Genomic DNA, 25,523 nt, shown 5'->3' with positions numbered 1-25,523 from the left:
TAATCCCGCAATCCGGCAGCCACACCGCAGCCATCACCATCCCGTCACAACGGGCTTGTTGTTCGCGAGGTGTGGAATGAAGACGTGGCGGGGCTTTGTCGCGGCGATCGTGCTGTCGGGGTTTTCGATCCCGGGGACGCCCGTGATATGGCCATTGTTGACTCCGGTGGCGGCCCAATCGGTTGATGCGATCACGGTGGAAGGCAACCGGAGGGTAGAGGCGGAGACCATCCGCTCCTATTTCAGGCCCGGGCCCGGTGGCCGTCTCGATCAAGCTGCCATCGACGACGGCCTCAAGGAGCTGGTCGGGACCGGGTTGTTCCAGGACGTCAAGATCAATCAGGCGGGCGGCCGGATCGTCGTTTTGGTGATCGAGAATCCGGTGATCGACCGCGTCGCGTTCGAGGGCAACAAGAAGATCAAGGACGAGCAGCTCTCGGCCGAAATGCAGTCCAAGCCGCGGGGTACCCTGTCGCGGCCGATGGTGCAGTCGGATGCACTGCGGATCGCCGAGATCTATCGGCGCTCAGGCCGCTACGACGTGCACGTCACGCCGGAAATCATCGAACGCTCGAACAACCGCGTCGATCTCGTCTTCACCGTCGATGAGGGAGCGAAGACCGGCATCAAGACCATCGAGTTCATCGGCAACAACAGTTTTTCGGCGGCGCGCCTGAAGGACGTGATCAAGACCCATGAGACGAACTTCCTGAGCTTTCTCGGCAACGCCGACATCTATGATCCGGATCGGGTCGAGGCCGATCGTGACCTGATCCGCCGCTTCTATCTGAAGCACGGCTACGCGGACGTCCAGGTCGTGGCAGCGCTCGCCGAGTATGATCCGGAGCGCAAGGGCTTTCAGGTGACGTTCAAGATCGATGAGGGGCAGCAGTACCGCGTTGCGACGGTCGGTTTCCGCTCGAACATTGCGGGCTTCGATCCGACGACGCTGCGTTCATTGTCGCGCGTCGGCGAGGGCTCGCTCTACAATGTCGAGGCGGTCGAGAAGTCGGTCGAGGACATGCAGATCGAAGCGTCGCGCCGCGGCTACGCTTTCGCGGTGGTCCGTCCGGACGGAGCCCGGAATTTCGAGGCCCACACGGTGGGGATCGTGTTTCGCGTGGAGGAGGGGCCACGCACCTATATCGAGCGGATCGACATTCGCGGCAACGGCCGCACCCGGGACTACGTGATCCGGCGCGAGTTCGATCTCTCCGAGGGCGATGCATATAACCGTGCGCTGGTCGATCGCGCCGAGCGGCGGCTGAAGAATCTCGACTACTTCAAGACCGTCAAGATCACCACCGAGCCCGGCTCGACGAGCGATCGCGTGGTGTTGGTTGTCGATCTGGAGGAAAAGTCGACCGGCGATTTCTCCGTGTCGGGCGGTTATTCCACGACGGACGGCGCGCTTGCCGAGGTCAGCATCTCGGAGCGAAATCTGCTCGGCCGTGGCCTGTTCGCCAAGGCGACGGTCAGCTACGGCCAATACTCGCGCGGCCTGTCGCTGTCGTTTGTCGAACCGTATTTGCTCGACTATCGCGTCGCGCTCGGGCTCGATGCGTATTACAAGGAGCAATTGCCGACCGACTACACGACCTATGGCGTGAAGACGATCGGGTTCTCGCCGCGGCTCGGCCTGGCCTTGCGCGAAGACCTGACCCTCCAGTTGCGATACTCGCTCTATCAGCAGGAAATCTCGCTCGATAGCGCCTACGCGAACTGCAACAACAATCCGTCCAACCCGTCGCTCGCGTTCAATCCGACGCCTGCCTACATCCAGAGTGTGCTTGGCGGCGTCGATCCCACGAACTCGGTCTCGTCGGGGCTTTATGGATACGGCTGCTACGGCGACGGAGAATCCACCTTGCCGGTGCGCAAGGAGCTCGCCGCAGGGGCGACCTGGACCTCGCAGATCGGCTACACGCTGAGCTACAACACCGTCGACAACAACAAGAACCCGACCGATGGCCTGCTGATCGACTTCAAGCAGGACTTTGCCGGCGTCGGCGGCGACGTGACGTATCTGAAGAGCGCGGTCGACGCGAAATACTATACGCCGCTGGTGTCCGACCTGATCGGACTGATCCACCTGCAGGGCGGCCTGCTCACCAAGGTCGGCGACAATGATCTGCGGATGCTGGACCATTTCCAGATGGGGCCGAACCTGGTGCGTGGCTTTGCCACGAACGGCATCGGCCCGCGTGACATCACCTATGCGAACCTTGGCGCAGTCGGAGACGCGCTCGGCGGCACCAAATATTGGGGTGCGTCGATGGAGCTGCAGATGCCGTTCTGGTTCCTGCCCTCCGAGGTTGGGCTGAAGGGGGCTGTCTATGCGGACGCCGGCTCGCTTTGGGGCTATCAAGGCCCGACGTCGTGGGCCGCAACCGGCGAGGTGAATACGGCTGCTTGCAAATGCGGCCTTCAATACGACGATGGGAACGTGGTGCGAACCTCGGTCGGTGTCGGCCTGATCTGGGCCTCGCCGTTCGGCCCGCTGCGGTTCGATTACGCCGTGCCGCTCACGAAGGGCAAATACGACATCGTGCAGGAGTTCCGGTTCGGAGGCGGGGCGTCGTTCTGAGAGCAGTCGCTTCGCTTGCCGGACTGTGTCGCGGGTTGCGGTAAGCTCCTGGCGTGACGCCTGCCATGCCGCCCTGCGGCTTGCGGTATCAGGCGAAGCGGGGCAGGCTGCATTGGTTCAATTTCCGATCCGAGGCAATCCATGTCACGCGTGTCAATCAAGACCAGGAACGACCTGCCGAGCGAGCTCAAGCCGCTGTGGGACAAGATGACCACCTATGGCGCGTTCGAGAACCAGGCCGGCGTCATGGCGCAGCGCCCGCCGATCTTCAAGCACATGTGGTCGCTGCTGGTCGATCTCGCCGACGAGGCGGTGGTCTTGAAGCGGCATCTCGAGCTCGCGCTGGTAACGGTGTCGCTGCTCAACAAGTGCGATTATTGCGTGTCGCACCATGCGCCGAAGCTCGCGATCCAGGGGGTCTCGGAGGCGGGCGCCGAGCGGCTGCTCGACTATCAGGATCATCCCGAGCTCGATGCGCTCGACAAGCTCGTGGTCGAATATGCGATCGCCGTCACCAACAACTGGAACAAGACCCGCGACGAGATCTTCGCACGGCTGCGAGAACACTTCTCGGAACCGCAGATCGTCGAGCTGACCTGGCGGATCGCGCTGTGCGGCGCGTTCAATCGCTTCAACGATATCTTGCAGCTCGATGTCGAGCAGGGCGTTCCGCATCGCGAGGCCGCGGAGTGACGGCCTGATCAAGCCGCAGGTGTGATGTCGCCGAGCGTCGTGAGCACGAAGTCGGCGCGCGCGGACGGCGATACCTTCGGCAGGTGGATCACGTCGTAGCCGAGCGCTGGAAGCGTCTCCATCAGCCGCCGATACTCGGCCATTGCGGCCTCGAAGCCGTGCCGCCGCTCCGGATCGGTGACGTAGATCTCGGGCCACGGCGGCGTCATGAACACGCATCTGTGGTAGCGATGGACGGAGCAGGTCGGGTGCAGCACCGGCTCGCCCGTCAATGCCTGCAGCGCCGACGCCGCGTCGACGATGCCGCGATCGAAGAACACCCATCCGGAATGGGCATGGGCCGCCGTCATGTCGTTCATGGCGACGTCGATGGCGCGACGCAGGAAGTCAGCCGCATCGTCCCAGGGCAGCCCCTTGCCGCCGGACGCGAGCTGATCGGCGATGATGCGGCGGCCGGGCTCTTCGACAACCGGATAGCCGCGTGCACAGAGTTCGGCCAGCAAGGTCGATTTTCCGCCGCCGGAGCAGCCGGAGATCAGGACGAAGCGGTTTTGCAAGGGGTGTCCTTTTCGTTTTGAAGTAGGATGAAGGGCGCCAACGAACCGCGGATATGGAATGCTCGACTTCGTTGGCAGTTTGGAAGAGCTAGCCTGGAGGTTTTTAGGCGGCGCCGCGCTTGAGTCACGCAATAGACCCATCAACATCAGGTTGGGCCAGAAGTTGATTGTGGGGGAGTGCCCCTAACGCTGGAGCACTCACCTCGCAATCTTCGACAGGGCTCTCAAGCTTCCATGCTCGGAATTAGCCCTTCATAGACCCGCATGATGGCATCTTGCAAAGCAACAGCACGCATGTCGCCGCCCTTTAGTCCGGTTGCACACTGTCCCCACTGATCAGCCGTTCGAGTCTGCAATGCTGCCACGAGACGATCGGGATCGAAGTCATGTGCGGAGCGAGACATTATCCGAACAAGACCTCCAAAAATTGCACCTCCGTGACCCATCTTTTGATCGGGGAAGGCCACAGCCATATTCGTCAGGACGGCCGAGGTGATAGCTGGTCCAAAGCGCCTAATCGAGGTCGCAATCGCTGCGGTGAAGGCGACCTCACGAGGGCGCCAAGCGGTCGACGAGGTGTTCCTTGCAATTCGCAAGCCCGCTTCCGTGACGATCTGATGAATCTCCAGCGCGTCCTCATCTGCTGCGGCGACCGCGGCAAAGTAATCGTCGAGCCGATTCACAGGCTTTCGCGCCCGATTGGCAACGATGAACATGCGGGCCTCTTCTTGGATGTTTTGATATCTAAACACACAGCAAGGCAGCTGAGGGATATCCTCCCGCTGCGATGCAGCCATCCAGCGATGCTGACCGTCGATTATGGTGAGAGTATCGTCAGGGCGTCGCGAAACGACGAGTGGCGCGCATAGGCGCCAATCGAACTTTGCGGCTATACCGGAGATTAGCCGGCGAGAAGCCGCATTGTCAGTTGATCGTTGGTAGGCTCCATCGATCGAAAGGCGTTCAAGATGGATCCACTCGATCGACGGTTGTGAACCGACTGGAGGGTACTGACGCTGCCGCCTACCCTTGGACTTTTTCTGTCCAGCGACGTTAGCTCTGGTGCGCGAGCTCGTCCCAAACTGTCGCGCCTTTCCGGGTCCAACGCTTGTGATTGTTGGTATCGAATTCGATTTGAGCCCCTCAATGAATTCAGCAGTCTCCTCTACGGAGCGAACCCAAACGTCGCCACAGCGTTCTATGATGACGTTGCCGAGATGCACTCTAGCTCGACCAAGTTCCGTGGCGAGAGTAAAAGTCCCATTGGCTTCAATGCCGCCAGCCATATGCGGTGGGACCCAATCCGGCATCGGAAATTGCCCGTGTGTCCATGTCCTGATTTCAGTTTCATCGTTAATACTTAACTGGTGGTTGTATGTCATAGTTCGATCTCCCTAGTGGCTCGCTCAAGGTCGTTTGCGGGCGGGAGAACGATGCAGCGGACCATCGACCGCTCTGTGAAGGATTCGCAACCGAACATGTTGTCTACAGGGTTTTCCAACACAATCCGTTACATGGCATCACGCTCTATCACCTGCACGACGCTCGCGCTGTTGGTCTGTGGTGCGATGCTTCAGCCGGCGCGCGCTGCCGAACCCGGCGAACCGATCCGCGTCGGCGCGGTGCTGCCGTTTTCCGGCGGGGTCGAGCTTTATGGCCAGCAGGCGAAACTTGGGCTCGATCTCGCCGCCAGGGACATCAACGCGGCCGGCGGCATTCTCGGCCGGCCGGTCGAAATCATCTATGCCGACGACAAGACGCGGCCGGAGGCGGCCGCTGACGCCATGCATTCGCTGGTCGACAAGGACGGCGTGCTGGCGGTGGTCGGTCCGATCACCTCGCGCAACCTGAATGCGCTGGTGCCGCTTGCCGAGAGTTCGAAGACGCCGTTGCTCTACGCCACCAATTACGAGGGCGGCAAATGCAGCCGCTATCTGTTTTCGTTCGGCGCGGTGCCGAACCAGGAGCTCGGCCAGCTGCTGCCCTACATGACGCAAACCTTCGGCAACACGTACTTCCTGCTCGGCGCCGACCGGGTCTGGCCGCACCAGATGTTCGGCATCGCGCAGCCCTTGATCGGGAAGTTCGGCGGCAAGGTGGTCGAGACCAAATACACGCTGGGGACGGAGACCGACTTCTCTCCGCTGATCAAGGAGATCGCGGCGAGCAAGGCCAAGGTGCTGCTGTTCGCGCTGAAGGGCGACGGGATGGATTTCATCCGGCAGGCCGACGAGGCCGGGCTGTTGAAGGACATCACCGTCGCTTTTCTTGGATTGTCGGAAGTCGACCTCGGCATCTTCCGCGGCAAGGGGCAGAACATGGTGACCGTGGTGCCGGCGGTCGCGGCGAGCGAGGATCCTGCCGTCAAGGCATTCGTCGCGAAGGCCCGCGCCGCCGCGGAGCCGGGTGTCGCGGTGTCGAACTATGTGATGACGCATTACAACACGCTGATCGCGCTGAAGGCGGCGGTCGAGAAGGCCGGCAAGCTCGACAAGGAGGCGATCATCGACGCGATGGCGGGCCTCACCGTTCCGTCGCCGACCGGCCCTGTCACGCTCGGCCAGGATCATCACGCGGCGATGAACATGTTCATTGCCAAGACACAAGGTTCCGAGCTTGTGCAGGTCCGCGCGCTCGGTGAGATCGCGCCGGAGCCGGGGTGCAGTCTGGCTGGCCGCTGACCAGCTGGAATATCTCGGTAGCCGCGCCAGACGCCATGCTCGCAAAAAAGTGAGCTGGCGCGCTCGTCAGCTGTCGGTTTCGCGCCGTCCTGTTCGTCTTCCAGCCAGAACGAGCTGCATGGGAGTTCCGGAATGAGCAATTCGACCTACCGATGGGTGATCGTCGCGGCCGGCGGCCTGCTCGGCTGCGTCGCGATCGGCGGCATGTTTTCGCTGCCGGTGTTCCTCCAGCCCATGGCGCGCGAGACCGGCTGGTCGGTGACCGGCATCTCCAGCGCGATGACAATCGGCTTCCTCGCGATGGCCTTCACCAGCATGATCTGGGGCACGCTGTCCGACCGCTTCGGGCCGCTTCCGGTGGTGCTGACCGGATCGGTCGTGCTGGCGGCAAGCCTCGCGCTGGCCAGCCAGACAACATCGCTGCTGGCCTTTCAGTTCGTGTTCGGCGCGGTGGTCGGCGCGGCAACGGCGGCGATCTTCGCGCCGATGATGGCTTGCGTCACCGGCTGGTTCGACACCCATCGAAGCCTCGCCGTTTCGCTGGTGTCGGCCGGCATGGGCATGGCGCCGATGACGATGTCGCCGCTTGCGGCCTGGCTGATCTCCCACCACGACTGGCGCACCGCGATGCTGATCGTCTCGGGCGTGGTCGGCGCGATCATGATCCCGGTCTCATTCCTGGTGCGCCGCCCGCCGGCGCTGCAGGGCGACCACGCTGAAGCGGTCTCCGAAAACGGCGAACCGCCGATGTCGCTGGCGCAGGCGCTGCGCTCGCCGCAATTCATCATCCTGATCGCGACCAATTTCTTCTGCTGCGCCACCCATTCGGGCCCGATCATCCATACCGTGAGTTACGCGGTCACCTGCGGCATTCCGATGGTTGCTGCGGTGACGATCTACAGCGTCGAAGGGCTCGCCGGGATGGGCGGCCGCATCGCCTTCGGCCTGCTCGGCGACCGCTTTGGCGCCAAGCGCGTGCTGGTGCTCGGATTGCTGGCGCAGGCGTTCGGCGCGCTCGGCTACGTCTTCGCGCGCGAGCTTGCCGCATTCTACGCGGTCGCGGCGATCTTCGGCTTCATCTATGCCGGCACCATGCCGCTGTATTCCGTGCTGATCCGCGAGAATTTTCCGCTGCGGATGATGGGAACCGTGATCGGCGGCACCGCGATGGCCGGCAGCCTCGGCATGGCGACCGGGCCTTTGGCCGGCGGCCTGATCTACGACACCTTTGCGAGCTACACGTGGCTCTATGTCGGCTCCTGGGCTGTCGGCATCGGCGCGTTCCTGATCATGATGACCTTCCGCCCGATGCCGGCGGCGCGGCCCGTGGCGGTGCCGGCGCCGGCATGAGGCCGGTGCGCGCGTGAAGCGATCTGCTTCACGCGCGGCTGCGCTTCGGTCGCCGGATGGCACGCACCTTGTTGTTGGCGGAACCGCTGCCGCAGAAGAAGCGGTCGGCGCCGTCGGACTCGAGGCCAGAGACGAACGTGCCCTGCGGCATCTCCAGCTTTTCCATGACTTCACCGGTCTGCGGGTCGATCCGCCGCACGTCGCTTTCATCGCCTTCCCAGGTGCCGTGCCAGAGTTCGCCATCGACCCAGGAGACGCCGGTGACGAACCGGTTGCTTTCGATGGTGCGCAGAACCTTGCCGGTTTCCGGATCGATCTGAACAATGGTGCGATCGCGATACTGGCCGACCCACAGCGAGCCCTCCGCCCAGGCGAGGCCCGAGTCGCGGCCGCCGCCGGGTGAGGGGATGGTGGATATCACGCGCCCGCTGTTCGGCTCGATCTTCAGAATGCGGTCCTCGGCGATCTGATAGAGGTGCTTGCCGTCGAAGGCGGTGCCGGCATGCGCCGCGATATCGAGGGTGCGGGTGGTGTTGCCGCTGTCGGGATCGAAGGCGACCAGGCGATCGCCGGCCGCGAACCAGACCTGCTCGCCGTCGAAGCTGACGCCGCCGACGTTCTCGACGCCGTCGAAGGGGCCGTATTCCCGGATGATCTCGGCCGTGGCCTTTTTCATGTGCGCTCCTGTCGCCTAAAGCTTCGGTTCTGATTGAATCAGAATCGAGGCTCCAGAATCCTGTTTTGACGCGTTTTCTTCACGCGAACCGGTATCCGCTTCGCTCGAGAACGCTCCAATTGCGCCCCGATGCTAGCCGTTCGGCAGCGGGGCAGGGAGTAACAACGTCGTCGTGAATCCCGGTACCGGCGGCGTCATCCAGCGCCGGGCGCGGGCACGACCGACCGACTGCACCTTGCCGGTGGCGGCCAATGTGTCGAGCGCGCGCTGCACGGTGCGCTGGCTCGCCCCCAGCGCGACCGACAGCGCCGAGCTCGACCAGGCCTCGCCGTCGGCGAGAAAGGCCAGCACCGCCGCATGCTCCTCCTCGACCGGCAGCGCCAAAACGCTCACCTCGCGCCGGCCATGTGGCTCCAGCACAAAGCCGTCAGGCGTGGCGCTGAGATCGGCGAGCGGCCGCAGCGCGCGGCGGAGCCGTCCGATCTCGACCCGCAGCCGCGCCCGGTGCGATTCATCGGCATGCTTGCCGCGAAACGCCCGCGCGATCAGCGTGCCGCGCGACACGTCCCGCGGCCACGCTTCGCCCAGCGCGCGGGCGAGCGCGAACAGCACCGGCCGTCGCGTCAGCGAAACCGTCGTGCCGATATCGCGCACGACGTAGCGGCAGGCATCGACGACGAGCGCCTTCGACGCCATCAGCGCCTCGACCTCTTCGAGCAGCAGCGGCCGCTCGCTGCCGCGCGCAATCAGGCGCGCCGCGGGCGTGGCGAGCAGGCGCGCGGTGCTTTCGACCTCGGCCGCGAGCTCGGCGATGCCGGCGCGGCGCGCGGCTTCCCTTGCGCGGGCCAGCGCTTCGCGTGCCGGCTTGGTCCGCAGCCGCCGCATCGCGATTCCAGCAACGACGAGTTCATGGCCGACCCGCAGCGCCGGCGGGAACGGCGCCGGGTCGAGGCCGTCAAGCATGCGCTCGGCCGCATCGAGGCTCCCGATCAGCAGCAGGCGGCGGATTTCGAGATAGCCGGCATGGGCGGCATTGAGTGCATCGCCTCGTGCTGCGAGCGTTGCGCGCGCCACGGCGAGGCTCTTCCCGGGAAAGGAAAGGTCGCGCGACACCAGCGCGATCTCGGCCTCCGCCACCACGCAGCGCGCCCGCGCGACCGCTTCGCGCGGGCCGAAGGCGCGGCCGGCGCGCCGCAACAGCTCCTTGGCGCGGGCGAAATCGCCGAGCCGGGCCATCGCGATGCCGCGCAGCGCCAGCGCCGGCGCATCGTCGCGCAGGGCCACCCGTTTCAGTGCGCCGAGGGGATCACCCGCCGCGAGCGCGCGCGCCGCAGCCGTTATCAGCGAGTCCATTCGAATCCCGACACACTTGTCACTCTCACCCTCCGAGGCCCGGTCCTAACCTAGCACATGACGACATGGATCATCTCCAGAGAGATCGAACGATGACCGGTTTCGAAACACGAGAAGATTGGGTGAGGGGGCGGCTCAGCGGACGCGGGCCCATCGTGGCGCGCTTTCTGTCGCTGGCGGCGGCGCCGACGTTCGCCGTGATGGCGCTGATTGCCGCGATGGCGCCGGCCGACATGATCTGCGGCGCGATGCAGGGGCCGCTGTCATTGCAGGGCATGGTCCCGATGTACGCGCTGATGAGCGCATTTCATCTGGCGCCATGGCTGCGCCTGTTCAGATGACTGGCTCAGCCCTCCGGCAAAGTGAAGACCGCGCATGGCCGCGCGATGCCGCGCAGTTCATGACTGCCGAGCGCGACCAGCGGCGTCTCGGTCTCGGCGGCGAGGGCGCCCGAAACCAGCACGGTCTGCTCCAGCGGCTTGCACAGCCCTTCGAGCCGACTCACCAGATTGACCGCGGCACCGATCGCGGTGAAGTCGAGGCGGTCGGCGGCGCCGATATTGCCCCAGTGCACCTCGCCGAGATGCAGCGCCGCGCCGAATGGCAACGGCGGCAAGCCCTGCTTGCGTCGCTCTGCATCGAGATGGGCCATGCCGACGCGCGCCGCCGACACCGCGCGCAATGCCGCCTCGGATGCGCTGCGCGCGCTGGTCGTGACCGGAAAGATCGCCAGCAGGCCGTCGCCGATGAATTTCAGCACCTCGCCGCCGAAGGCGTGGATGGCGCCCGCAATGCGGTCGAACCAGGCATCGAGCGCCGCGATCACCTCGGCAGGCGGATGGCTTTCCGACAGCGCGGTGAAGCCGCGGAGGTCGGCGAACAGCAGTGCGGCCCGGATGGTTTCGCCGGTATTGCGCCGCAATGGCGATGCCAGCACGCGCGCCGCGCTGCGCCGGCCGAGATAGGCCTCCAGCGCCGCCGTCAGCGTCGCGCGCGCCGCGAGCGCGGCGAGCGGCGCGGCCATGAACCGCGCCGCCTCGCGCAATTGATCCGCCTCGGCAGGTGTGAACGGGCGTGTCCCGATCCAGCCGAGGGTCGGGCCATCCGGCCGCGTTCCAATCGTGCCCTCGTGGATCGGGCCGGGCGCGAGAGTTCCGAGCCAGCGCCGGCCGGCGTCGCCGGATCCCACCATGTCGGGCATCGCAAAAGGTTGTTCCGGCGCGAATCCGAGCGCTTCGATGACCTCGCCGTTGTCGGCACGCCACAGCCAGGTTCGTCTTGCAATCAGGGGGTGCGGAACCTCGAGCGTCAGAGCGCCGCCGGCAAGCGGCAGGCCATCCGTGATAAGGTGGCTACCGAGGTCCGCCAACAACCAGTTGGCGCCCGCGGTCTCGGCGGCGGCGTCGACCAGCCAGCTCAACGTCGAGGACAATTGCATCACGCCATCATGGGGTTGACGCACCACTCTTGTCACGAATTATCCCTGAGCACCGACCGTCAATGGAGCATGGATCGATGACTGAAGCCTTCATCGTTCAACGCGAGATCCAGATCGCAGCCCCGGCTGCAACCGTGTTCGCCTTCCTGACCGATCCGCAAAAGATCGTGAGCTGGATGGGGCTCGAAGCCGCGACCGAGACGCATCCCGGGGGCCTCTACTTCCTCAAGGGGCTCGGCAGCGATCGCAGCCGCGCCGCGCGCGGTGCGTTCCGCGAGGTCGTGCCGGTGCATCGTCTGGCCTACAGCTTCGGCTGGGAGGGCAGCGAGGAAGTGCCGCCGGGATCGAGCCTGATCGAGATCGACCTGATGGAGCAGGACAACGGCACGCTGCTCCGCATGACCCATAGCGGCCTGCCGAACGCCGCGCAGTGCGAGAGCCACGACAAGGGTTGGGCGCATTACATGGGCCGGCTCTCCCACGCGGCCGCCGGTCGGGATCCCGGCCCCGACCACGGTCCCGCCAACCGCCATTGACGTCGCGTCATGTCGGCCATTTCGAGCCGAGGATGATCGAGCAGAAGTTCATCCTGGTATAGTTCATGTCCTTCAGCGCCAGCACGTCGGCCTTGACGTTGCCGAAGGTCGTCAGCGGCTTCCTGATGGTGCCGGCGGCGAAATGATCGATGATGTTCTCCTTGAAATTCGCCTCGCGCGGATAGTGCGCGCAGACATGGTCGCGGTGCTCGTGCGAGAAATCGTCGTAGGCGATGCCGAGTACGTCCATCTCGACGCCGGCGGTGACCAGCGCAATGGTCGGACGCATATGCTCGGGGACGCCAGGCGTGGTGTGCAGGGCGATTGAGGTCCAGACATCCTCGATGTCACGCTCCGGAACGCCATAGCCCCTGAGGAAGTCGCGCGCGGCGTTGGCGCCGTCGACCTCGAAGCGCAGATCGTGGCTCGCGTGAGCAGCGGTGAGGCCCATGTCGTGAAACATGGCGCCGATATAGAGCAGCTCGGGGTCGAATTTCAGCTTGCGGCGGTTGCCGGTCAGCGCGCCCCAGAAGAACACGCGGCGGCTGTGATTGTAGAGCAGGTCGTCCTCGGTATCGCGCACCAGCTGGGTGGCGGCGCGGGCCATCGCGCTGTCGGGTACGCGGATGCCGGCGATGATCTCGGTCATTTCAAGACGCTCCTCGATATGGCAAGACGATGCCGTGGCGTGCGAACACGCGAGCCCGGCGCTCGTCTCTGCGGTGTGTGCGGATCGCCGGGTGGCGCGATCCGTGGTGCGTTTGTCGCCCGGTTTGGGCCGATCCCGCAACGATCGTGCGCCGCCGGATCGGGCCAACCAGACGTCGTTTCGCGCCAGCGGGCAGGGAGAAGGTATGGCGATTCAGAGAGTCGCGATCGCGATTCACGAAGGGGTTCAGGCGCTCGATGTCGCGGGTCCCGTCGATGTGTTCGCGGAGACGAACGGCTTTGTGCCGGCGGGCGATGGCTATGAGACCGTGCTGGTCGGCGCCGGCTGCGAACCGCTGCGCGCATCGAACGGCATGAAGATATCGGCCGATCTCAGCTTCGACGAGGCACAGGAGAAGTTCGATATCCTGCTGGTGGCGGGCGGGCCGGCATTGCCCGACGCTGCGCCGGATCCCGAACTGACACAGTGGCTGCGTGGGGCGCCCGCGCGCGCCGAGCTCTATGGTTCGATTTGCACCGGCGCCTTCGCGCTCGGCCATGCCGGGCTGCTCGACGGCCACAAGGTGACGACGCATTGGCAGAACGCGCAGCGGCTGGCGGCGCGCTTTCCCGCGGCCGAGGTGATCTTCGACCGCATCTACATTCGCGACGGACATCTGATGACCTCGGCCGGCGTGACCGCGGGGATCGATCTCGGGCTCGCGCTGGTCGCCGAGCGGCACGGGCCGCAGGTTGCGGTCGCGGTGGCCAAGCGCCTGGTCGTGGTGGCACAGCGCCAGGGCGGGCAGTCGCAATTCAGTCCCTATCTCACCGCGCCGGTCGATGAGGATTCGCCGATTGCGCGCGCGCAGGCGCATGTCATGCAGCATGTCGGCGAGCGCCACACGCTGCAGTCGCTGGCGGAAGCCGTCGGCATGAGCGTGCGCAATTTCGGCCGCGCCTTTGCGCAGGAGACCGGAATCACGCCGCATGAATTCGTCGAGCGGGCGCGGGTCGACGCTGCGCGCCGGCTGCTCGAGGGCTCAGACCGGCCGCTGAAGGCGGTTGCGTTCGACTGCGGCTTCGGTTCGGCCGACCGGATGCGGATCGTGTTCACCGAGCGGCTCGGCGTGTCGCCGGCGCAGTACCGCGCGAGTTTTCGCAAACTGTGATGCGGTTCATCAACCGGAGGCTGTATCGGGGATAGGATCGACGTCGCCGACGCCGGATCATGCCACACATCTTCTCCCGAGAGGCCGCCCATGGACGCGCTCACGCTCTTCATCATCCGTCATGCCGAGAAGCCGGGCGATTCCTGGCCGGGACCCGGTTTCACCGCGGATGGCGTCTCCGACACCGAGTCGCTTGTGCTCCGTGGGTGGGAGCGTGCGGGCGCGTGGACCGCGTTGTTCGGCACCGATCTCACCGGCGGTGACTATGCCAAGCCCGATGCAATCTATGCCGCGACACCGGGCACCACGGCCAATCAGCCGCCGTCGAGCCGTCCGGCCGAGACGATCTCGGCGCTTGCCGCACGGCGCGGCCTGACCCCGAATGAAAGCTTTGGCAAGGGCGATGAGCCGAGGCTGGTGCCTGCGGTGCTGGCGCTGAAGGGCGTCGTGCTGCTGTGCTGGGAGCACAAGGCGATCATCTCCGATATCCTTCCGCTGATCCCGGTCAGCAAGGGCACCCCGCCGACCAAATGGGAGGGCAGCCGGTTCGACGTCGTGCTGCGCTTCGACCGCGCCAAGGGCGACGACAAGTTCGCCTTCAAGGAGCTGTTTCCGAAATTGCTGTCGGGCGATTCCGACAAGCCGCTGGGTGGCTGAATAGCGTCGCAGCTTGGCCGATCAGTCGAGCCCGAGCGCCTTGCGCGACTTCCGCGTCAACTTTTCGACGATGAGCGCATGCGCCTGGTCGAGATAGGCCTTGAGCTCAGCGTCGGGCAGGGAGTCGTTCGCCATCAACTGCACCCATTTGGCGCGCGCCAGATACGGTGCCGGCCGCGCCAGGCCCTGCTCGATCAGCAGCTGATAGGCCATGTTCGAGGTCTTGAACATGAAGCCACCGGTGCTCTCGATGTAGCCGCCGGCCAGCGCGAACATCTTGCCGCCGACCTTGAACACCGACGTGCCTTCCCATTGCACCACTTTGGTGGCGGCGGGCAGGCGCAGGCAATGGGCTTCGAAGGTCTTGGGGCGCATGAGTCGCAGGGCTGGAAGGCGTTCAAAGCCATAGGCCAGCCGCATGAAGGTCGGCAAGCCCCGGACTGAGAGCCCGGCCAGCCCTCGGTTAGCACTGGTCGCCGTCCATTTCGGAAATTTCACGAAAATGTGGGTTGTCGTCCTTCCATCTGTAGATATATCGTAAGATATGTTTTCAGTAAGGAATGCACAAATGAGACGATCGATGTTTCGCGACCGGGACGATGACGGCTTCCGGTTTGGGTTCTTCGCCATGGGCCGGCACGGCCGAGGCGGCCATCGCTTTGGCCGCGGCGGCCATGGCTTCTTCGGGCGGGGCGGCGGCGGTGATTTTCCGGGATCGCGGCGGCTTTCGTCGCAGGATCTGCAACTGGTCATCCTGGCGCTGCTCGGCGAGCAGCCGGCGCACGGCTACGAGTTGATCAAGAGGATCGAGGAGCGGTCGGACGGCTTCTACAGCCCGAGCCCGGGCGTGATCTATCCGGCGCTGACATTCCTCGAGGAGATCGGCCATGCCAGCGTCACCCAGGACGCGGCGCGCAAGCTCTACAGCATCACCGAGCAGGGCAAAGCGTATCTCGGCGAGAACCGCACGACCGCGGATACCATTCTCGAAGCGCTGTCGCGGATCGGCCGCCGCATGGAGGAGGTGCGCGAAGCCTTCGCCGGCGTGAGCGATCTCGACGGCGAAGCGTCCGACGAGGTGCATCGCGCCCGTCACGCGCTGAAGAGCGCGCTGCGCCAGAAGCGCGGCTGCGATGCCGCCGAGGCGCGGCGGATCGCAAAGATCCTCGACCGCGCGGCCGCTGAGATCCTGCAGCAATGACGCAGTCGCAAAGGAGCCCCTTCATGTACAACGCCGAACCGCACAGCGCGATCCGCGATGCCTGCGTCACCGCCGTCATCGAGCGCCTGCAGGCCACCCGCCGGGCGCCCGTGCGCGGCAACCCGATGCAGAGCGGAAGCCGCGACCCGCACGACTATGCCGAGCAGGGATTCTCGATCCACCCGGAGCAGGGCGAGCTCATCTATCTGTTGTGCCGCGGCCTGCGCGCCAGGCGCGTCGCCGAGTTCGCGACCTCGGTCGGAATGTCGACGCTCTATTTCGCCGCCGCGATGCGCGACAATGGCGGCGGCACCGTGATCGGGTCGGAGATCGTGCCGGCCAAGGTCGCAGCGGCGAAGCGCAATCTCGCAGAGGCCGGCCTTGCCGATTACGCCGACATCCGCGAGGGCGATGCGCGCAAGACGGTGCGCGATCTCGGCGGTCCCGTCGACTTCATCCTGATCGACGGCTGGCCGGGCGACAAGGGGCCGACGCTGGCGCGCCAGGTGATCGAGATCGTCGCGCCGCAGCTTCGCGTCGGCGGCTACGTCATGAACGACAATGCCGAGGCGGATTTCCTGGAGTTCGTGCGCGATCCCAACAATGGCTTCGTGTCGATCACGCTGCCGCTCAAGGGCGGCACCGAGCTCTGCCTGAAGGTGGCGTAGCGAGGATTCGCCTGCTGGCGTGATTGTGAGCCGCAACCACAACACGCCATGCTGGATTTTGCCGGCGCTTCTTGCTCTGTTCGAGGAAAATCAGGAGCGAAGCGCCGCATGTCCGAAGCCCCGCCGATTCATCCGCTCGATTGCCCAATCTGGAGCGCCCTGACCACGAGACAACGCGATCTGGCGGAGGGCGGCGCTGACGCGCGCCGCTTTCCTCTCGCGATCGCACCCTTCGCCGACATGGTCGACATGTCGCCAAAAAGCTTTGCCGCGCTCGGTGCGCTGTTGTCGGGATCTGAGATCGCGGTGCTGTTCACGCCCGATCCTGTCCCGGTGCCGCCGGAGTTCAAGGTGCTGCTGGCCGAGACCGGCGAGCAGATGATCGGCACGCCCGCTGACCATTCGGTGCCCGGCGTCGAGATCGTCACGCTCGGCGCTGCCGATGTTCCTGCGATGATGACGCTGACCGAGCTGACAAAGCCCGGACCGTTCAGTCCGCGGACGCATGAGCTCGGCAGCTTTTTCGGCATCCGCGTTGGCGGCGAACTGGTCGCGATGACCGGCGAACGGATGAAGCCGGGGAACTACACCGAGATGACCGCCGTCTGCGTGCATCCGGAGCACCGCGGCCGCGGCTACGCGCAGGCACTGCTGTCGGCGGTTGCCCGCCAGATCGTGGCGCGCGGCGAAATTCCATTCCTGCACGTCTTCACCAGCAACGTCTCGGCGATCGCGCTTTATCGCCGCCAGGGCATGGAGATCCGCCGCCGCCTGCACATCACGGTGTTGCAGAAACAGGGATAGGGATGCTCGGTAAACTGGGTTGAGGGAAATCCCCCATTCCTCATCGCCGATCTCGTGCTTACCTTTGCCGGATCGCAACACGATGAGAGAGGATATCTCGATGTCCGAGCAATCCCAGGACAAGCGTCCCGTAGCCGATCCGGCGGAGAACAACGCTTTCTTTCCGTCGCCTTACTCGCTTGGGCAATTCACCTCGGCCAGGTCGGATCTCTCCGGCGCGGACTATCCCAACGCCTACAGGGGTGGCCGCTGGAAAATTCTGATGATTGCCGCGGACGAGCGCTATCTGCTGTTGCAGAACGGAACGATGTTCTCGACCGGCAACCATCCCGTCGAGACCTTGTTGCCGATGTATCACCTCGACAAGGCGGGCTTCGAATTCGACATCGCGACCTTGTCGGGCAATCCGGTCAAATTCGAGCTCTGGGCGTTTCCGAAGGAGGACGACGCGGTCAAGAGCATCTACCAGAAATATCTCGGCAGGCTGAAGCAGCCGCTGAAGCTCTCCGACGTGATCGAAAAAAAGCTCGGCAAGGATTCCGACTATATCGCGGTGTTCATTCCCGGCGGCCATGGTGCGCTGATCGGCTTGCCCGAAAGCACCGACGTGAAGGCCACCCTGAAATGGGCGCTCGACAACGACAAGCACATCATCTCGCTTTGCCATGGCCCGGCGGCGCTGCTGGCGTCTGCGGTCGGCGAAGCCAAGGGCGACTATCCCTTCAAGGACTACAAGATCTGCGCATTTCCCGACGCCATCGATCGGACGACGCCCGATATCGGCTACATGCCGGGCGCGCTGACCTGGGCTTTCGGCGAACAGTTGCAGGCGCTTGGCGTCGAGATTCTGAACAAGGACATCACCGGCAAGACCCATCAGGATCGCAAGCTGATCACCGGTGACAGCCCCTTCGCCGCCAACAATGTCGGCAAGGCGGCGGCAAAGGCTCTGCTTGATACGTTTGGCGGGCGCTGAGCGGTCGGCGGCTCAACCTCCGGGCGGCGCGATCTCGCCGCGCTGCCGGCGGCGGGCCGATGTCGCGCGCCTTGCAGGCCGACCTCGCTTGAGGGAAAATCCTCAACACGCTGGGCCGCGCGCCTCCGGCCTTCCGCAAGACACGATGGCACCGCATGGACCGCTACATCGAAGCCGTGGTTGCGATCGAGGGGAGCGAGAGCTTGCCCGCGATCCAGGCGGCGGTGCGGTCTGCGAGCGTGCCGCTAGGTTACGACCGGTTCGTGATGTTCTCGGCATCGCCGGCACGTGAGGACCTGGTTGACAGGATCTACTGGGTCGAAGGCGACTGGTTCGGCACAGGCGTGACGGTCGATGCCGAAACCTATGTCCGACATTGTCCGGTGACGCGCAATTTCCTCAATGTGGACGAGGCGTTTTTCTGGACCAAGGTGCTGTCGGCGCGCGGCGAGAAGTACCGCGTGGTGCGCACGCCGCGCGGGCCCGGTTTCCATGGGCTGCAGGTTCCGGTGTTCGGGCGCACCGGCCTTGAAGGCGCGATGAGCTTCGCCGGGACGCGGATCGATGCGTCGCCGCGAACGCGTGCGGCGCTGACGATGATCGGCGCGGCGGCCTTCCGCGCCGCCCGCGGACTGATGGAAGCGCACGAGCCGAACGGTGCGTCGAGCCTGTCGCCGCGGGAGCGCGAGGTGTTGCGCTGGACCTCCGCGGGACGACGCCAGGCCGACATCGCGGCATCGCTCGGCCTGTCGGAACGCACGGTCGAGAACCATTTGCGGCGTGCGCGGCTTCGGCTCGGCGTCGCCACGACAGCGCAGGCCATCCGACTCGCGATCCGCAGCGGCGAGATCGAGGACTGAGGCGCTTGCGGTCGGCCGCCACGGGGCCGGGCGAGCGATCGCTGGGGCTCAGTGTTTCTTCGCCGTCTTCGCCCTGATCTTCGGCGCATGCATGCCCGCAGCGATCCGCGTCAATGCATCGGCAAATGCACGTGCCGCAGGTCCCAGCGGTTCATCGAGCCGGTGGGCGAGATAGGCCTCCATCGCAAGCGCGGCGTTGCGGCCGAGCGCGCCGGTTTCGACCCGCACAAGGCGGCGCTCCTTCAGGTCGCGCGCCACCTGCCAGAGCGGCAGCCGGCCCCAGCCGAGTCCGGCCAGGATCATGGCGTGCTTGGTGTCCTGATTGCTCACCCTGCAAATCTGCGGCGAGAGCACGCCGAAGCTGCGGCCCTCCGACAGTGGAGTCGGATCCGACAGCACGATCTGCAGATGATCGGCGAGATCCGCCACGCTCTTGCGGCCGCGGCGCGCGAGCGGATGGCTTGCGGAGGCGACGGCGACGATCTGCACCGCGCAGATCGCATCGAGCGCGAGGCGCGGATCGCGAAAATCCTCACCGACCGTGACGGCGAGCGCGCTGCGCCGTTCGGTCAAGCCAGCGATCGGGCCGCCCATCGGTTCGACCGCGAGCCGCACGCTGACGGACGGATAGGCCGCCCGCATTTCCGTCAGCGCCGCGCCGACGGCGGCGATCGGAAACAGCGTATCGACGACGAGCGAGAGTTCCGATTCCACCCCGTCGCCCAGGCCGCGCGCCCGAGCCCGCATCGCGTCGACACGGAGCAGCAGGTCGCGCGCGTTGCCCAGCAGCGCCTTGCCTTCGGCCGTCAGCGCCGGGCGATGGCCGGAGCGGTCGAACAGCGTGAGGCCGAGCTCGGCCTCGAGGTTGGCGATGGCATGGCTGACCGCGGATTGCACCCGCGCCAGTTTGGCCGCGGCGGCGCGAAAGCTGCCGCTCTCGGCGATGGCGACAAAGGTGCGGATCTGATCGAGCGTCAGGTTGTCGAGCATGATCTATGAAATCGATCAATCGGATGCAAAACATATCACTCCTGTCGATGGTCGGGAAACGCTATCTCTGTGCTCTGACCAGGGCTGAGTGGACGCATGACGATCGAGACGGCCGTGATGCAGCAGAGCGAGGCGAAGCGATGGGCCACGGTCGCCATCGTGATCGGTTGCGGGATCGGCGCGGCGCTGCAGGTCGGCAAGGTTCCGATTGCCGCCTCGATGCTGCAACAGAGCCTCGGCATCGACCTTGCCACGGTCGGAACGATTGCCGGCATCTTTGCGGTCCTGGGCCTTGTCGGCAGCGTGCCGGCGGGCGTGGTGATTGCCGCGGTTGGTGCGCGCAAGGTGCTGCTGTGCGGGCTCGCGGCCGTCACGCTGGGGGCAGCCTCGGGCGCGCTCGCGCCACAGCTAGCGGTGCTGTTGGCATCGCGCCTGCTGGAAGGGCTCGGCTTCCTGCTGGTGATGGTCGCGGCCCCTGCATTGCTTCGATCGTGTCGTCGATGTCAGCGCACGTGACGTCACCATGGCGGTGTGGAGCTGCGTGATGCCGTTCGGGATCGCGCTGGCGCTGGTCGCCGGCCCGATCTTCGATGGCTGGCGCACGATCTGGTGGGCCAGTGCTGCCTTTGTCGCCCTGCTGTTCGTGCTCGCCGGCGTCATTGTGCCTGAAGTGGCATCGCGGACCGGCCCGGCGCGGAGCGGCCTGATGCAAGGAAGCCAACGCGCTGGCACAGCGCCGCACTCCGGCGCTTCTGATGGTGCTGTTTGCGCTCTACAGCCTGATGTTCTTTGCGTTGTTCAGCTTCCTGCCGATCCTGCTGACCGAGCGGCTCGGCGTGTCCAGCCAAGGCGCCGGCGGGCTCAGTGCGTTGGCCGCGGCCGGCAACATCGTCGGCAATCTCGCCGCCGGTCATCTGCTTGCGCGCGGCGTCAGCCGCAACCTGCTGATCGCCGTGGCGGCATTCGTGATGGGCGCGTCCGCGCTCGGAATCTTCCTGCCGGTGCTCGGCGGCTGGGGCGCATTCTGGCTGTGCCTTTTGTTCTCCGCCATCGGCGGCCTGATCCCGGCGACGTTGCTTGCAACCGCACCCGCCGCGGCGCGATCGGCGGCGATGGTGCCTGTCATGATGGGCCTGCTGATGACGGGCAGCAATTTCGGCCAGGTCACCGGTCCGATCGCGGTCGGCGCCGTGGTCTCGGCATGGGGCTGGGGCGCGGCCTGCATCATGGTGGTGGCTGCGGCGATCCTTGCCGGTCTCGCGGCGTGGATGCTGGCGCGCGGCGATCACGACAGCGTAAGCGAGGCGAGGGACCCGGCTTGACGCCGCGCGCGCAGGGGCCGAAGGAGTGAGGGTCTCTCACGCCAACGACAACAGGAACCTTCATGACACGCGTGCGCTGTATCACCGAAATGGGCATGGGCGTCGACGTCCACGGCCGCGACGCCACCAAGGCCGCCAAGCGGGCCGTCTCAGACGCCATCCGTCATTCCAGCCTCGGCTTCTTCCGCATGCTCGGCAAGACCGCCAACGACATGTTCGTCGACGTCACCATCGCCGTGCCGAATCCCGAAGATGTCGATACCGCAGCGGTCGCGAAGGAATTGCCCTATGGCACCAAGACCGTGAAGGCGATCGCGGGCGGGCTCGAGATTCCGTCTGATCTCGGCAACGACCCGATCCTGATCGCGAACGCCGCCGTCATCGTCAGCTTCGACGACGGCAAGTGACGCAAGCGCGTCAGGCGACCGGCATGCGTGCGCTATTCGCCGCCTCTGAAATAGTCGGGCTTGCCGGTCGTCCAGGTCTCGCCCCAATGCTGGCCGCCGCCGTCGACGGTCAGCGTCTCGCCGGTGATGAACTTGCCGGAGGGCGCGGCGAGGTAGACGGCCGCCTCCGCAATGTCCCATGGCGTGCCCGGGCGCATCATCGGATTGGAGCGCGGGTAGGCGGCGCGCGCCGCTTCGCTGTAAACGTTCCAACCCTCGGTCTCGATCGCGCCGGGCGCGACGCAGTTGATGCGGATGTTCAGCGGCGCCCATTCGACCGCGAGCGCGCGCGACAGGCCGATCACACCGGAGCGTGCCGCGATCGAGTGCGCAATGCCGTAGAGGCCGTGCGTCGTGACCACGACGATGTTGACGATGCTGCCGGGATGCTTGCGGTCGCGCCAGCGCTGCGCCGCGGCCTGCATCATGTACCAGGTGCCGTTGAGGTTGGTGTTGATGACCGCATTCCAGCCCTTGATCGAGACGTCGATCGCGGGTTGCGGGAACTGGCCGCCGGCGCTGTTGACGAGATGATCGACGCGGCCGTGCTCGATCCACAGCGCCTCGAACATCGCGTTGACCGCGTCGGGATCCTTGATGTCGGCGACATGCGCCGACGCCTTGAGCCCGCGATGGCCGAGATGATCGACCAGTGCGTCGAGCCTGTCGGCATTGCGGCCGGCGACCACGACATGCGCGCCGAGCCGGGCGAACAGCCACGCGATGGCGCGGCCGATGCCGCCGGCGCCGCCGGACACCACGACTACCTGACCGGCGAGCGCATCGGCCGCGAACACGGTCGGGTGCGTTGCGAGTTCGTCATCGGAGAGGCCGAGCATTGCGCCTGTCTGTTGATCGTTCATGGCCGGTTGCAGACCTTGCGGCTTTCACTGAGCTCCGTACATTAGCCATCCAACAACAACCGTGCAAAGCAACAACCCTGCAAAGAATGTCGACATGACCGACTTGTCTGCCTTTTCCATCACAAAGCGCTGGCCCGCCCATCATCCGGACCGCCTGCAGCTCTATTCGCTGCCGACGCCGAACGGCGTGAAGGTCTCGATCATGCTCGAGGAGATCGGGCTGCCCTACGAGGTCCATCTCGTCGACTTCAACAAGGATGACCAGAAGACGCCGGAGTTCCTGTCGCTGAACCCGAACGGCAAGATCCCGGCGATCCTCGATCCCAACGGTCCGGGCGGCAAGCCGCTGCCATTGTTCGAATCCGGCGCCATCCTGCAATATCTCGCCGACAAGACCGGCAAGCTGCTGCCGGAGGACGCGGCGCGCCGCTATCAGGCGATCCAGTGGGTGCATTTCCAGATGGGCGGCATCGGACCGATGTTCGGCCAGGTCGGCTTCTTCCACAAATTCGCCGGTAAGGATTACGAGGACAAGCGGCCGCTGCAGCGCTACGTCGCCGAGTCGAAGCGCCTGCTCGGCGTGATGGAGACGCATCTCGCCGGACGGCAGTGGTTCATGGACGATGAATACAGCATCGCCGACATCTCGATGCTCGGCTGGGTGCGCAATCTGATCGGCTTCTACGGCGCGCGCGAGCTCGTCGAATTCGACCAGTTCACGCAGGTCGCGGCCTGGCTGGAGCGCGGTCTCAAGCGGCCGGCGGTGGAGCGCGGATTGAATATTCCGAAGCGTCCCTAAGCAACCTACTTCAGCAGCTCATAGACGATGGGATTGTCGGCGCAGGCGGCAAAGCCGCACTCGAGCAGGGTGGAGAGCACATTCAGTGCCGTCAGCCCGACCACCAGCCACACCGCACCTTGCGCGAACCTGCCGGGCGAGCTGCCCGGCGCCCCGCGGTGCTCGAACTGGCGGTCGAACAGCAGTATCGCCGCGAGCAGCACGATCGCGGCGACAAATCCGATTAGCGCCCAGGTATAATAATGATCGCCGAGCAGCGCCGAACCGTAACCGGCATCGCCGGGGAGGATGTGCAGCAGCACCTGCCGGGTCGAGACTGTCGCGCCGAGGACGGCCGTCAGCAGCGACAACGCATAATGACTTGGCCGTGGCCCGAAGCGGATATTGAGGATCGGCCCGATCGCCAGCAGGGCGAACAGGATGCGCTGCAACAGACAGAGCGGGCAGGGCAATTCGTGGAGCAGCAGCTGCGCGGCAAAGGCGGCGGCCAGTACCAGCGCCAGCCCATAGAGCGCGACGGCATTGAGGGTAACGGCCTGCGTGTCGTTCATGGCCGGCCTCAGAACGACAAGGTGAGACGGTCGGTGGCGTGGTGCAGCAAGGTCGCGACGCAGGCGATCAGGATCACCGCGAACAGGCCGATCGCGACGGGACGCGGGCCACGCCAGGCCACCAGCATGGCGATGGTGATGGCGAGAAACAATGCCGTGAATTCCATTCCCAGCCTCCCGATGCGAGCCGGCCGCAGTCTATGACAGATTCGTGTGCGCTCGCGATGGTGCGAATGGGCATTGTCGCTTGCGCGCGGCTCCGCCAAGATGGCATCACCAGTTGAGTTCATCCCAGCCGGGGCACCTCATGACCACAGCCGCGATCAAGCCCGTTGCCCATCCCCGTCATCAGCCCTGGTACAAGATCCTCTACGTCCAGGTGCTGATCGCGATCGTGGCAGGTGTCCTGATCGGATATTTCTATCCGAATCTCGGCAAGGAATTGAAGCCGCTGGGCGACGGCTTCATCGCGCTGATCAAGATGATGATCGCGCCCGTCATCTTCTGCACCGTGGTGCACGGCATCTCCTCGATGGGCGACCTCAAGCGCGTCGGCCGGGTCGGGTTGAAGACCCTGATCTATTTCGAGGCGGTGTCGACGGTGGCGCTTGCGGTCGGTCTTCTGGTCGGCGAGCTGCTGCAGCCTGGCCACGGCTTCAATATCGATCCTTCCACGATCGATCCGAAATCGGTCTCCAACTACGTCACGCAGGCCAAAGAGCAGGGCATCGTCGCTCATCTGATGGCGATCATTCCGGACAGCTATCTCGGCGCGGTCGCGCGCGGCGACCTGTTGCAGGTGCTGCTGATCTCGATTCTCTCGGGCTTCGCCATCGCTCTCATGGGCAAGGTCGGCGAGCCGATTGCGTCCGCGATCGACACGGCCGCCAAGATGTTCTTCGGCATCATCCGGATCATCGTCCGCGTCGCGCCGCTCGGCGCATTCGGCGCGATGGCCTTCACGGTCGGCGCCTACGGCCTCGGCTCGCTGTTGAATCTGGCGGCGCTGATCGCGACCTTCTATCTCACCAGCATCCTGTTCGTGCTGATCGTGCTGGGCGCCATCGCACGGCTCGCCGGCTTCTCGATCATCCGCTTCATCGCCTATATCAAGGACGAGCTCCTGATCGTGCTCGGCACGTCGTCGTCCGAGACGGTGCTGCCGCAGATGATCCAGAAGATGGAGCATCTCGGCGCCTCGCGCTCGGTGGTCGGCCTCGTGGTGCCGACCGGCTACAGCTTCAATCTCGACGGCACCAACATCTACATGACGCTGGCGACGCTGTTCCTGGCGCAGGCCACCAACACGCATCTGACGATCTGGCAGGAGCTCGGCATTTTGGGCATCGCCATGATCACCTCGAAGGGCGCTTCCGGCGTCACCGGCGCCGGGTTCATCACGCTCGCCGCGACGCTGTCGATCGTGCCCGACATTCCGATCCAGTCGATCGCGATCCTGGTCGGCATCGACAAGTTCATGAGCGAGTGCCGCGCGCTCACCAACCTGATCGGCAACGGCGTCGCCTGCGTCGTGATCAGTCTGTCGGAAGGCGAGCTCGACAAGCAGGCGCTGCACGAGACGATGGCGCATCCGCTCGAGCTCGGCGAAGCGCTGGAGCCGGGCGGCTCAGGCTAGAGCACTATGAAGTGATGGGGCCGTCGCAGGGGGCGCTGCCAAAATATCGAAAACAACCC

At 65.1% G+C, this 25,523-nt stretch carries 29 protein-coding genes; 18 read left to right on the top strand and 11 right to left on the bottom strand.

Annotated features, from left to right (window positions below):
* Positions 1–76 precede the first annotated feature (76 nt).
* Together bamA and I6F38_RS04015 are read left to right on the top strand one after the other, a co-directional pair.
* Positions 77–2,587 carry an outer membrane protein assembly factor BamA gene (gene bamA / locus I6F38_RS04020; protein ID WP_225159137.1) on the top strand — a complete coding sequence of 837 codons (2,511 nt, stop codon included), beginning with the start codon at positions 77–79 and terminating at the stop codon, positions 2,585–2,587.
* Between the two features lie 141 nt (positions 2,588–2,728).
* Positions 2,729–3,280 (top strand): carboxymuconolactone decarboxylase family protein, encoded by a 552-nt coding sequence (locus tag I6F38_RS04015; protein WP_225159136.1) that lies wholly within the window; start codon positions 2,729–2,731, stop codon positions 3,278–3,280.
* An 8-nt stretch (positions 3,281–3,288) separates the two neighbouring features.
* On the opposite strand, the gene I6F38_RS04010 is transcribed toward I6F38_RS04015, so the two are convergent.
* A complete protein-coding gene (locus tag I6F38_RS04010) occupies positions 3,289–3,837 on the bottom strand; it encodes an AAA family ATPase (RefSeq protein WP_225159135.1) in 549 nt (182 codons plus the stop codon).
* A gap of 224 nt (positions 3,838–4,061) precedes the next feature.
* Complete coding sequence (locus tag I6F38_RS04005) at positions 4,062–5,123, bottom strand: DUF6551 family protein (protein WP_225159205.1); 1,062 nt, start codon at positions 5,121–5,123, stop codon at positions 4,062–4,064.
* Between the two features lie 228 nt (positions 5,124–5,351).
* Between I6F38_RS04005 and I6F38_RS04000 the strand changes: the two genes are divergently transcribed.
* The gene (locus tag I6F38_RS04000) at positions 5,352–6,518 is read left to right on the top strand and encodes an ABC transporter substrate-binding protein (RefSeq protein WP_225159134.1); all 1,167 of its coding nucleotides are present in this window, start codon (positions 5,352–5,354) and stop codon (positions 6,516–6,518) included.
* 132 nt (positions 6,519–6,650) lie between these two features.
* Positions 6,651–7,868 (top strand): MFS transporter, encoded by a 1,218-nt coding sequence (locus I6F38_RS03995; RefSeq protein WP_225159133.1) that lies wholly within the window; start codon positions 6,651–6,653, stop codon positions 7,866–7,868.
* Positions 7,869–7,896: 28 nt separating this feature from the next.
* Here the strand turns inward: I6F38_RS03995 and I6F38_RS03990 are convergent, their stop codons facing one another.
* Both I6F38_RS03990 and I6F38_RS03985 read right to left on the bottom strand, forming a co-directional pair.
* Positions 7,897–8,544, bottom strand: a complete 648-nt coding sequence (locus tag I6F38_RS03990) for a glutaminyl-peptide cyclotransferase (RefSeq protein ID WP_225159132.1) — start codon at positions 8,542–8,544, stop codon at positions 7,897–7,899.
* A gap of 132 nt (positions 8,545–8,676) precedes the next feature.
* Positions 8,677–9,897 carry a helix-turn-helix domain-containing protein gene (locus I6F38_RS03985; protein ID WP_225159131.1) on the bottom strand — a complete coding sequence of 407 codons (1,221 nt, stop codon included), beginning with the start codon at positions 9,895–9,897 and terminating at the stop codon, positions 8,677–8,679.
* Positions 9,898–9,989: 92 nt separating this feature from the next.
* On the opposite strand from I6F38_RS03985, the gene I6F38_RS03980 reads away from it, so the two are divergent.
* Positions 9,990–10,238 carry a hypothetical protein gene (locus tag I6F38_RS03980; RefSeq protein ID WP_225159130.1) on the top strand — a complete coding sequence of 83 codons (249 nt, stop codon included), beginning with the start codon at positions 9,990–9,992 and terminating at the stop codon, positions 10,236–10,238.
* Between the two features lie 5 nt (positions 10,239–10,243).
* Here the strand turns inward: I6F38_RS03980 and I6F38_RS03975 are convergent, their stop codons facing one another.
* Entirely contained in the window at positions 10,244–11,335 is a 1,092-nt protein-coding gene (locus I6F38_RS03975) for an adenylate/guanylate cyclase domain-containing protein (RefSeq protein WP_225159204.1), read from the bottom strand.
* Between the two features lie 77 nt (positions 11,336–11,412).
* On the opposite strand from I6F38_RS03975, the gene I6F38_RS03970 reads away from it, so the two are divergent.
* A complete protein-coding gene (locus tag I6F38_RS03970) occupies positions 11,413–11,871 on the top strand; it encodes an SRPBCC domain-containing protein (protein WP_057019819.1) in 459 nt (152 codons plus the stop codon).
* A 7-nt stretch (positions 11,872–11,878) separates the two neighbouring features.
* Here I6F38_RS03970 and I6F38_RS03965 read toward each other — a convergent pair whose 3' ends face one another.
* Positions 11,879–12,520 (bottom strand): HD domain-containing protein, encoded by a 642-nt coding sequence (locus I6F38_RS03965; RefSeq protein WP_225159129.1) that lies wholly within the window; start codon positions 12,518–12,520, stop codon positions 11,879–11,881.
* Between the two features lie 205 nt (positions 12,521–12,725).
* Here I6F38_RS03965 and I6F38_RS03960 point away from each other — a divergent pair, with 205 nt between their 5' ends.
* Positions 12,726–13,691, top strand: coding sequence for a GlxA family transcriptional regulator (locus I6F38_RS03960; RefSeq protein ID WP_225159128.1), 966 nt, complete (start codon positions 12,726–12,728; stop codon positions 13,689–13,691).
* 90 nt (positions 13,692–13,781) lie between these two features.
* Positions 13,782–14,348, top strand: a complete 567-nt coding sequence (locus I6F38_RS03955) for a hypothetical protein (protein ID WP_018271230.1) — start codon at positions 13,782–13,784, stop codon at positions 14,346–14,348.
* Between the two features lie 21 nt (positions 14,349–14,369).
* Here the strand turns inward: I6F38_RS03955 and I6F38_RS03950 are convergent, their stop codons facing one another.
* A complete protein-coding gene (locus I6F38_RS03950; protein ID WP_018271231.1) occupies positions 14,370–14,723 on the bottom strand; it encodes an MmcQ/YjbR family DNA-binding protein in 354 nt (117 codons plus the stop codon).
* Between the two features lie 193 nt (positions 14,724–14,916).
* On the opposite strand from I6F38_RS03950, the gene I6F38_RS03945 reads away from it, so the two are divergent.
* The 5 genes from I6F38_RS03945 (at position 14,917) to I6F38_RS03925 (ending at position 18,857) form a co-directional block, all read left to right on the top strand.
* The gene (locus I6F38_RS03945) at positions 14,917–15,549 is read left to right on the top strand and encodes a PadR family transcriptional regulator (protein ID WP_225159127.1); all 633 of its coding nucleotides are present in this window, start codon (positions 14,917–14,919) and stop codon (positions 15,547–15,549) included.
* 23 nt (positions 15,550–15,572) lie between these two features.
* On the top strand, positions 15,573–16,217 hold the full coding sequence (locus I6F38_RS03940; protein ID WP_225159126.1) for a class I SAM-dependent methyltransferase: 645 nt from the start codon (positions 15,573–15,575) through the stop codon (positions 16,215–16,217).
* A 108-nt stretch (positions 16,218–16,325) separates the two neighbouring features.
* Positions 16,326–17,021 (top strand): GNAT family N-acetyltransferase, encoded by a 696-nt coding sequence (locus tag I6F38_RS03935; RefSeq protein WP_225159125.1) that lies wholly within the window; start codon positions 16,326–16,328, stop codon positions 17,019–17,021.
* Between the two features lie 100 nt (positions 17,022–17,121).
* Positions 17,122–17,997 (top strand): glyoxalase III HchA, encoded by an 876-nt coding sequence (gene hchA, locus I6F38_RS03930; protein WP_225159124.1) that lies wholly within the window; start codon positions 17,122–17,124, stop codon positions 17,995–17,997.
* Between the two features lie 155 nt (positions 17,998–18,152).
* Positions 18,153–18,857: a PA1136 family autoinducer-binding transcriptional regulator gene (locus I6F38_RS03925; protein ID WP_225159123.1), complete on the top strand. Its 705-nt coding sequence runs from the start codon at positions 18,153–18,155 to the stop codon at positions 18,855–18,857.
* Positions 18,858–18,905: 48 nt separating this feature from the next.
* Here I6F38_RS03925 and I6F38_RS03920 read toward each other — a convergent pair whose 3' ends face one another.
* The gene (locus I6F38_RS03920; RefSeq protein WP_225159122.1) at positions 18,906–19,847 is read right to left on the bottom strand and encodes a LysR family transcriptional regulator; all 942 of its coding nucleotides are present in this window, start codon (positions 19,845–19,847) and stop codon (positions 18,906–18,908) included.
* A gap of 96 nt (positions 19,848–19,943) precedes the next feature.
* On the opposite strand from I6F38_RS03920, the gene I6F38_RS03915 reads away from it, so the two are divergent.
* The 3 genes from I6F38_RS03915 (at position 19,944) to I6F38_RS03905 (ending at position 21,576) form a co-directional block, all read left to right on the top strand.
* Positions 19,944–20,363: an MFS transporter gene (locus I6F38_RS03915; RefSeq protein WP_225159121.1), complete on the top strand. Its 420-nt coding sequence runs from the start codon at positions 19,944–19,946 to the stop codon at positions 20,361–20,363.
* 239 nt (positions 20,364–20,602) lie between these two features.
* Positions 20,603–21,169 (top strand): MFS transporter, encoded by a 567-nt coding sequence (locus I6F38_RS03910; protein ID WP_225159120.1) that lies wholly within the window; start codon positions 20,603–20,605, stop codon positions 21,167–21,169.
* 62 nt (positions 21,170–21,231) lie between these two features.
* On the top strand, positions 21,232–21,576 hold the full coding sequence (locus I6F38_RS03905) for a Lin0512 family protein (protein ID WP_026192671.1): 345 nt from the start codon (positions 21,232–21,234) through the stop codon (positions 21,574–21,576).
* Between the two features lie 32 nt (positions 21,577–21,608).
* Here the strand turns inward: I6F38_RS03905 and I6F38_RS03900 are convergent, their stop codons facing one another.
* Positions 21,609–22,478, bottom strand: coding sequence for an SDR family oxidoreductase (locus I6F38_RS03900; RefSeq protein ID WP_225159119.1), 870 nt, complete (start codon positions 22,476–22,478; stop codon positions 21,609–21,611).
* A gap of 94 nt (positions 22,479–22,572) precedes the next feature.
* Between I6F38_RS03900 and I6F38_RS03895 the strand changes: the two genes are divergently transcribed.
* Positions 22,573–23,277 (top strand): glutathione S-transferase N-terminal domain-containing protein, encoded by a 705-nt coding sequence (locus I6F38_RS03895; protein WP_225159118.1) that lies wholly within the window; start codon positions 22,573–22,575, stop codon positions 23,275–23,277.
* Between the two features lie 5 nt (positions 23,278–23,282).
* Here the strand turns inward: I6F38_RS03895 and I6F38_RS03890 are convergent, their stop codons facing one another.
* Together I6F38_RS03890 and I6F38_RS03885 are read right to left on the bottom strand one after the other, a co-directional pair.
* Positions 23,283–23,828 carry a disulfide bond formation protein B gene (locus I6F38_RS03890; RefSeq protein WP_225159117.1) on the bottom strand — a complete coding sequence of 182 codons (546 nt, stop codon included), beginning with the start codon at positions 23,826–23,828 and terminating at the stop codon, positions 23,283–23,285.
* A gap of 8 nt (positions 23,829–23,836) precedes the next feature.
* Positions 23,837–23,995: a DUF5993 family protein gene (locus tag I6F38_RS03885; protein WP_016842788.1), complete on the bottom strand. Its 159-nt coding sequence runs from the start codon at positions 23,993–23,995 to the stop codon at positions 23,837–23,839.
* Positions 23,996–24,135: 140 nt separating this feature from the next.
* Between I6F38_RS03885 and I6F38_RS03880 the strand changes: the two genes are divergently transcribed.
* Positions 24,136–25,464 carry a dicarboxylate/amino acid:cation symporter gene (locus I6F38_RS03880; RefSeq protein WP_076831866.1) on the top strand — a complete coding sequence of 443 codons (1,329 nt, stop codon included), beginning with the start codon at positions 24,136–24,138 and terminating at the stop codon, positions 25,462–25,464.
* The last annotated feature ends 59 nt before the right edge of the window (positions 25,465–25,523 follow it).

The organism is Bradyrhizobium sp. BRP56, assembly GCF_020194035.1.
In the GTDB taxonomy this organism is placed as follows: Bacteria; Pseudomonadota; Alphaproteobacteria; order Rhizobiales; family Xanthobacteraceae; genus Bradyrhizobium; species Bradyrhizobium australafricanum.
Note: the sequence above shows the minus strand (reverse complement) of the source record. Positions and strands in the feature narration are given on the sequence as shown.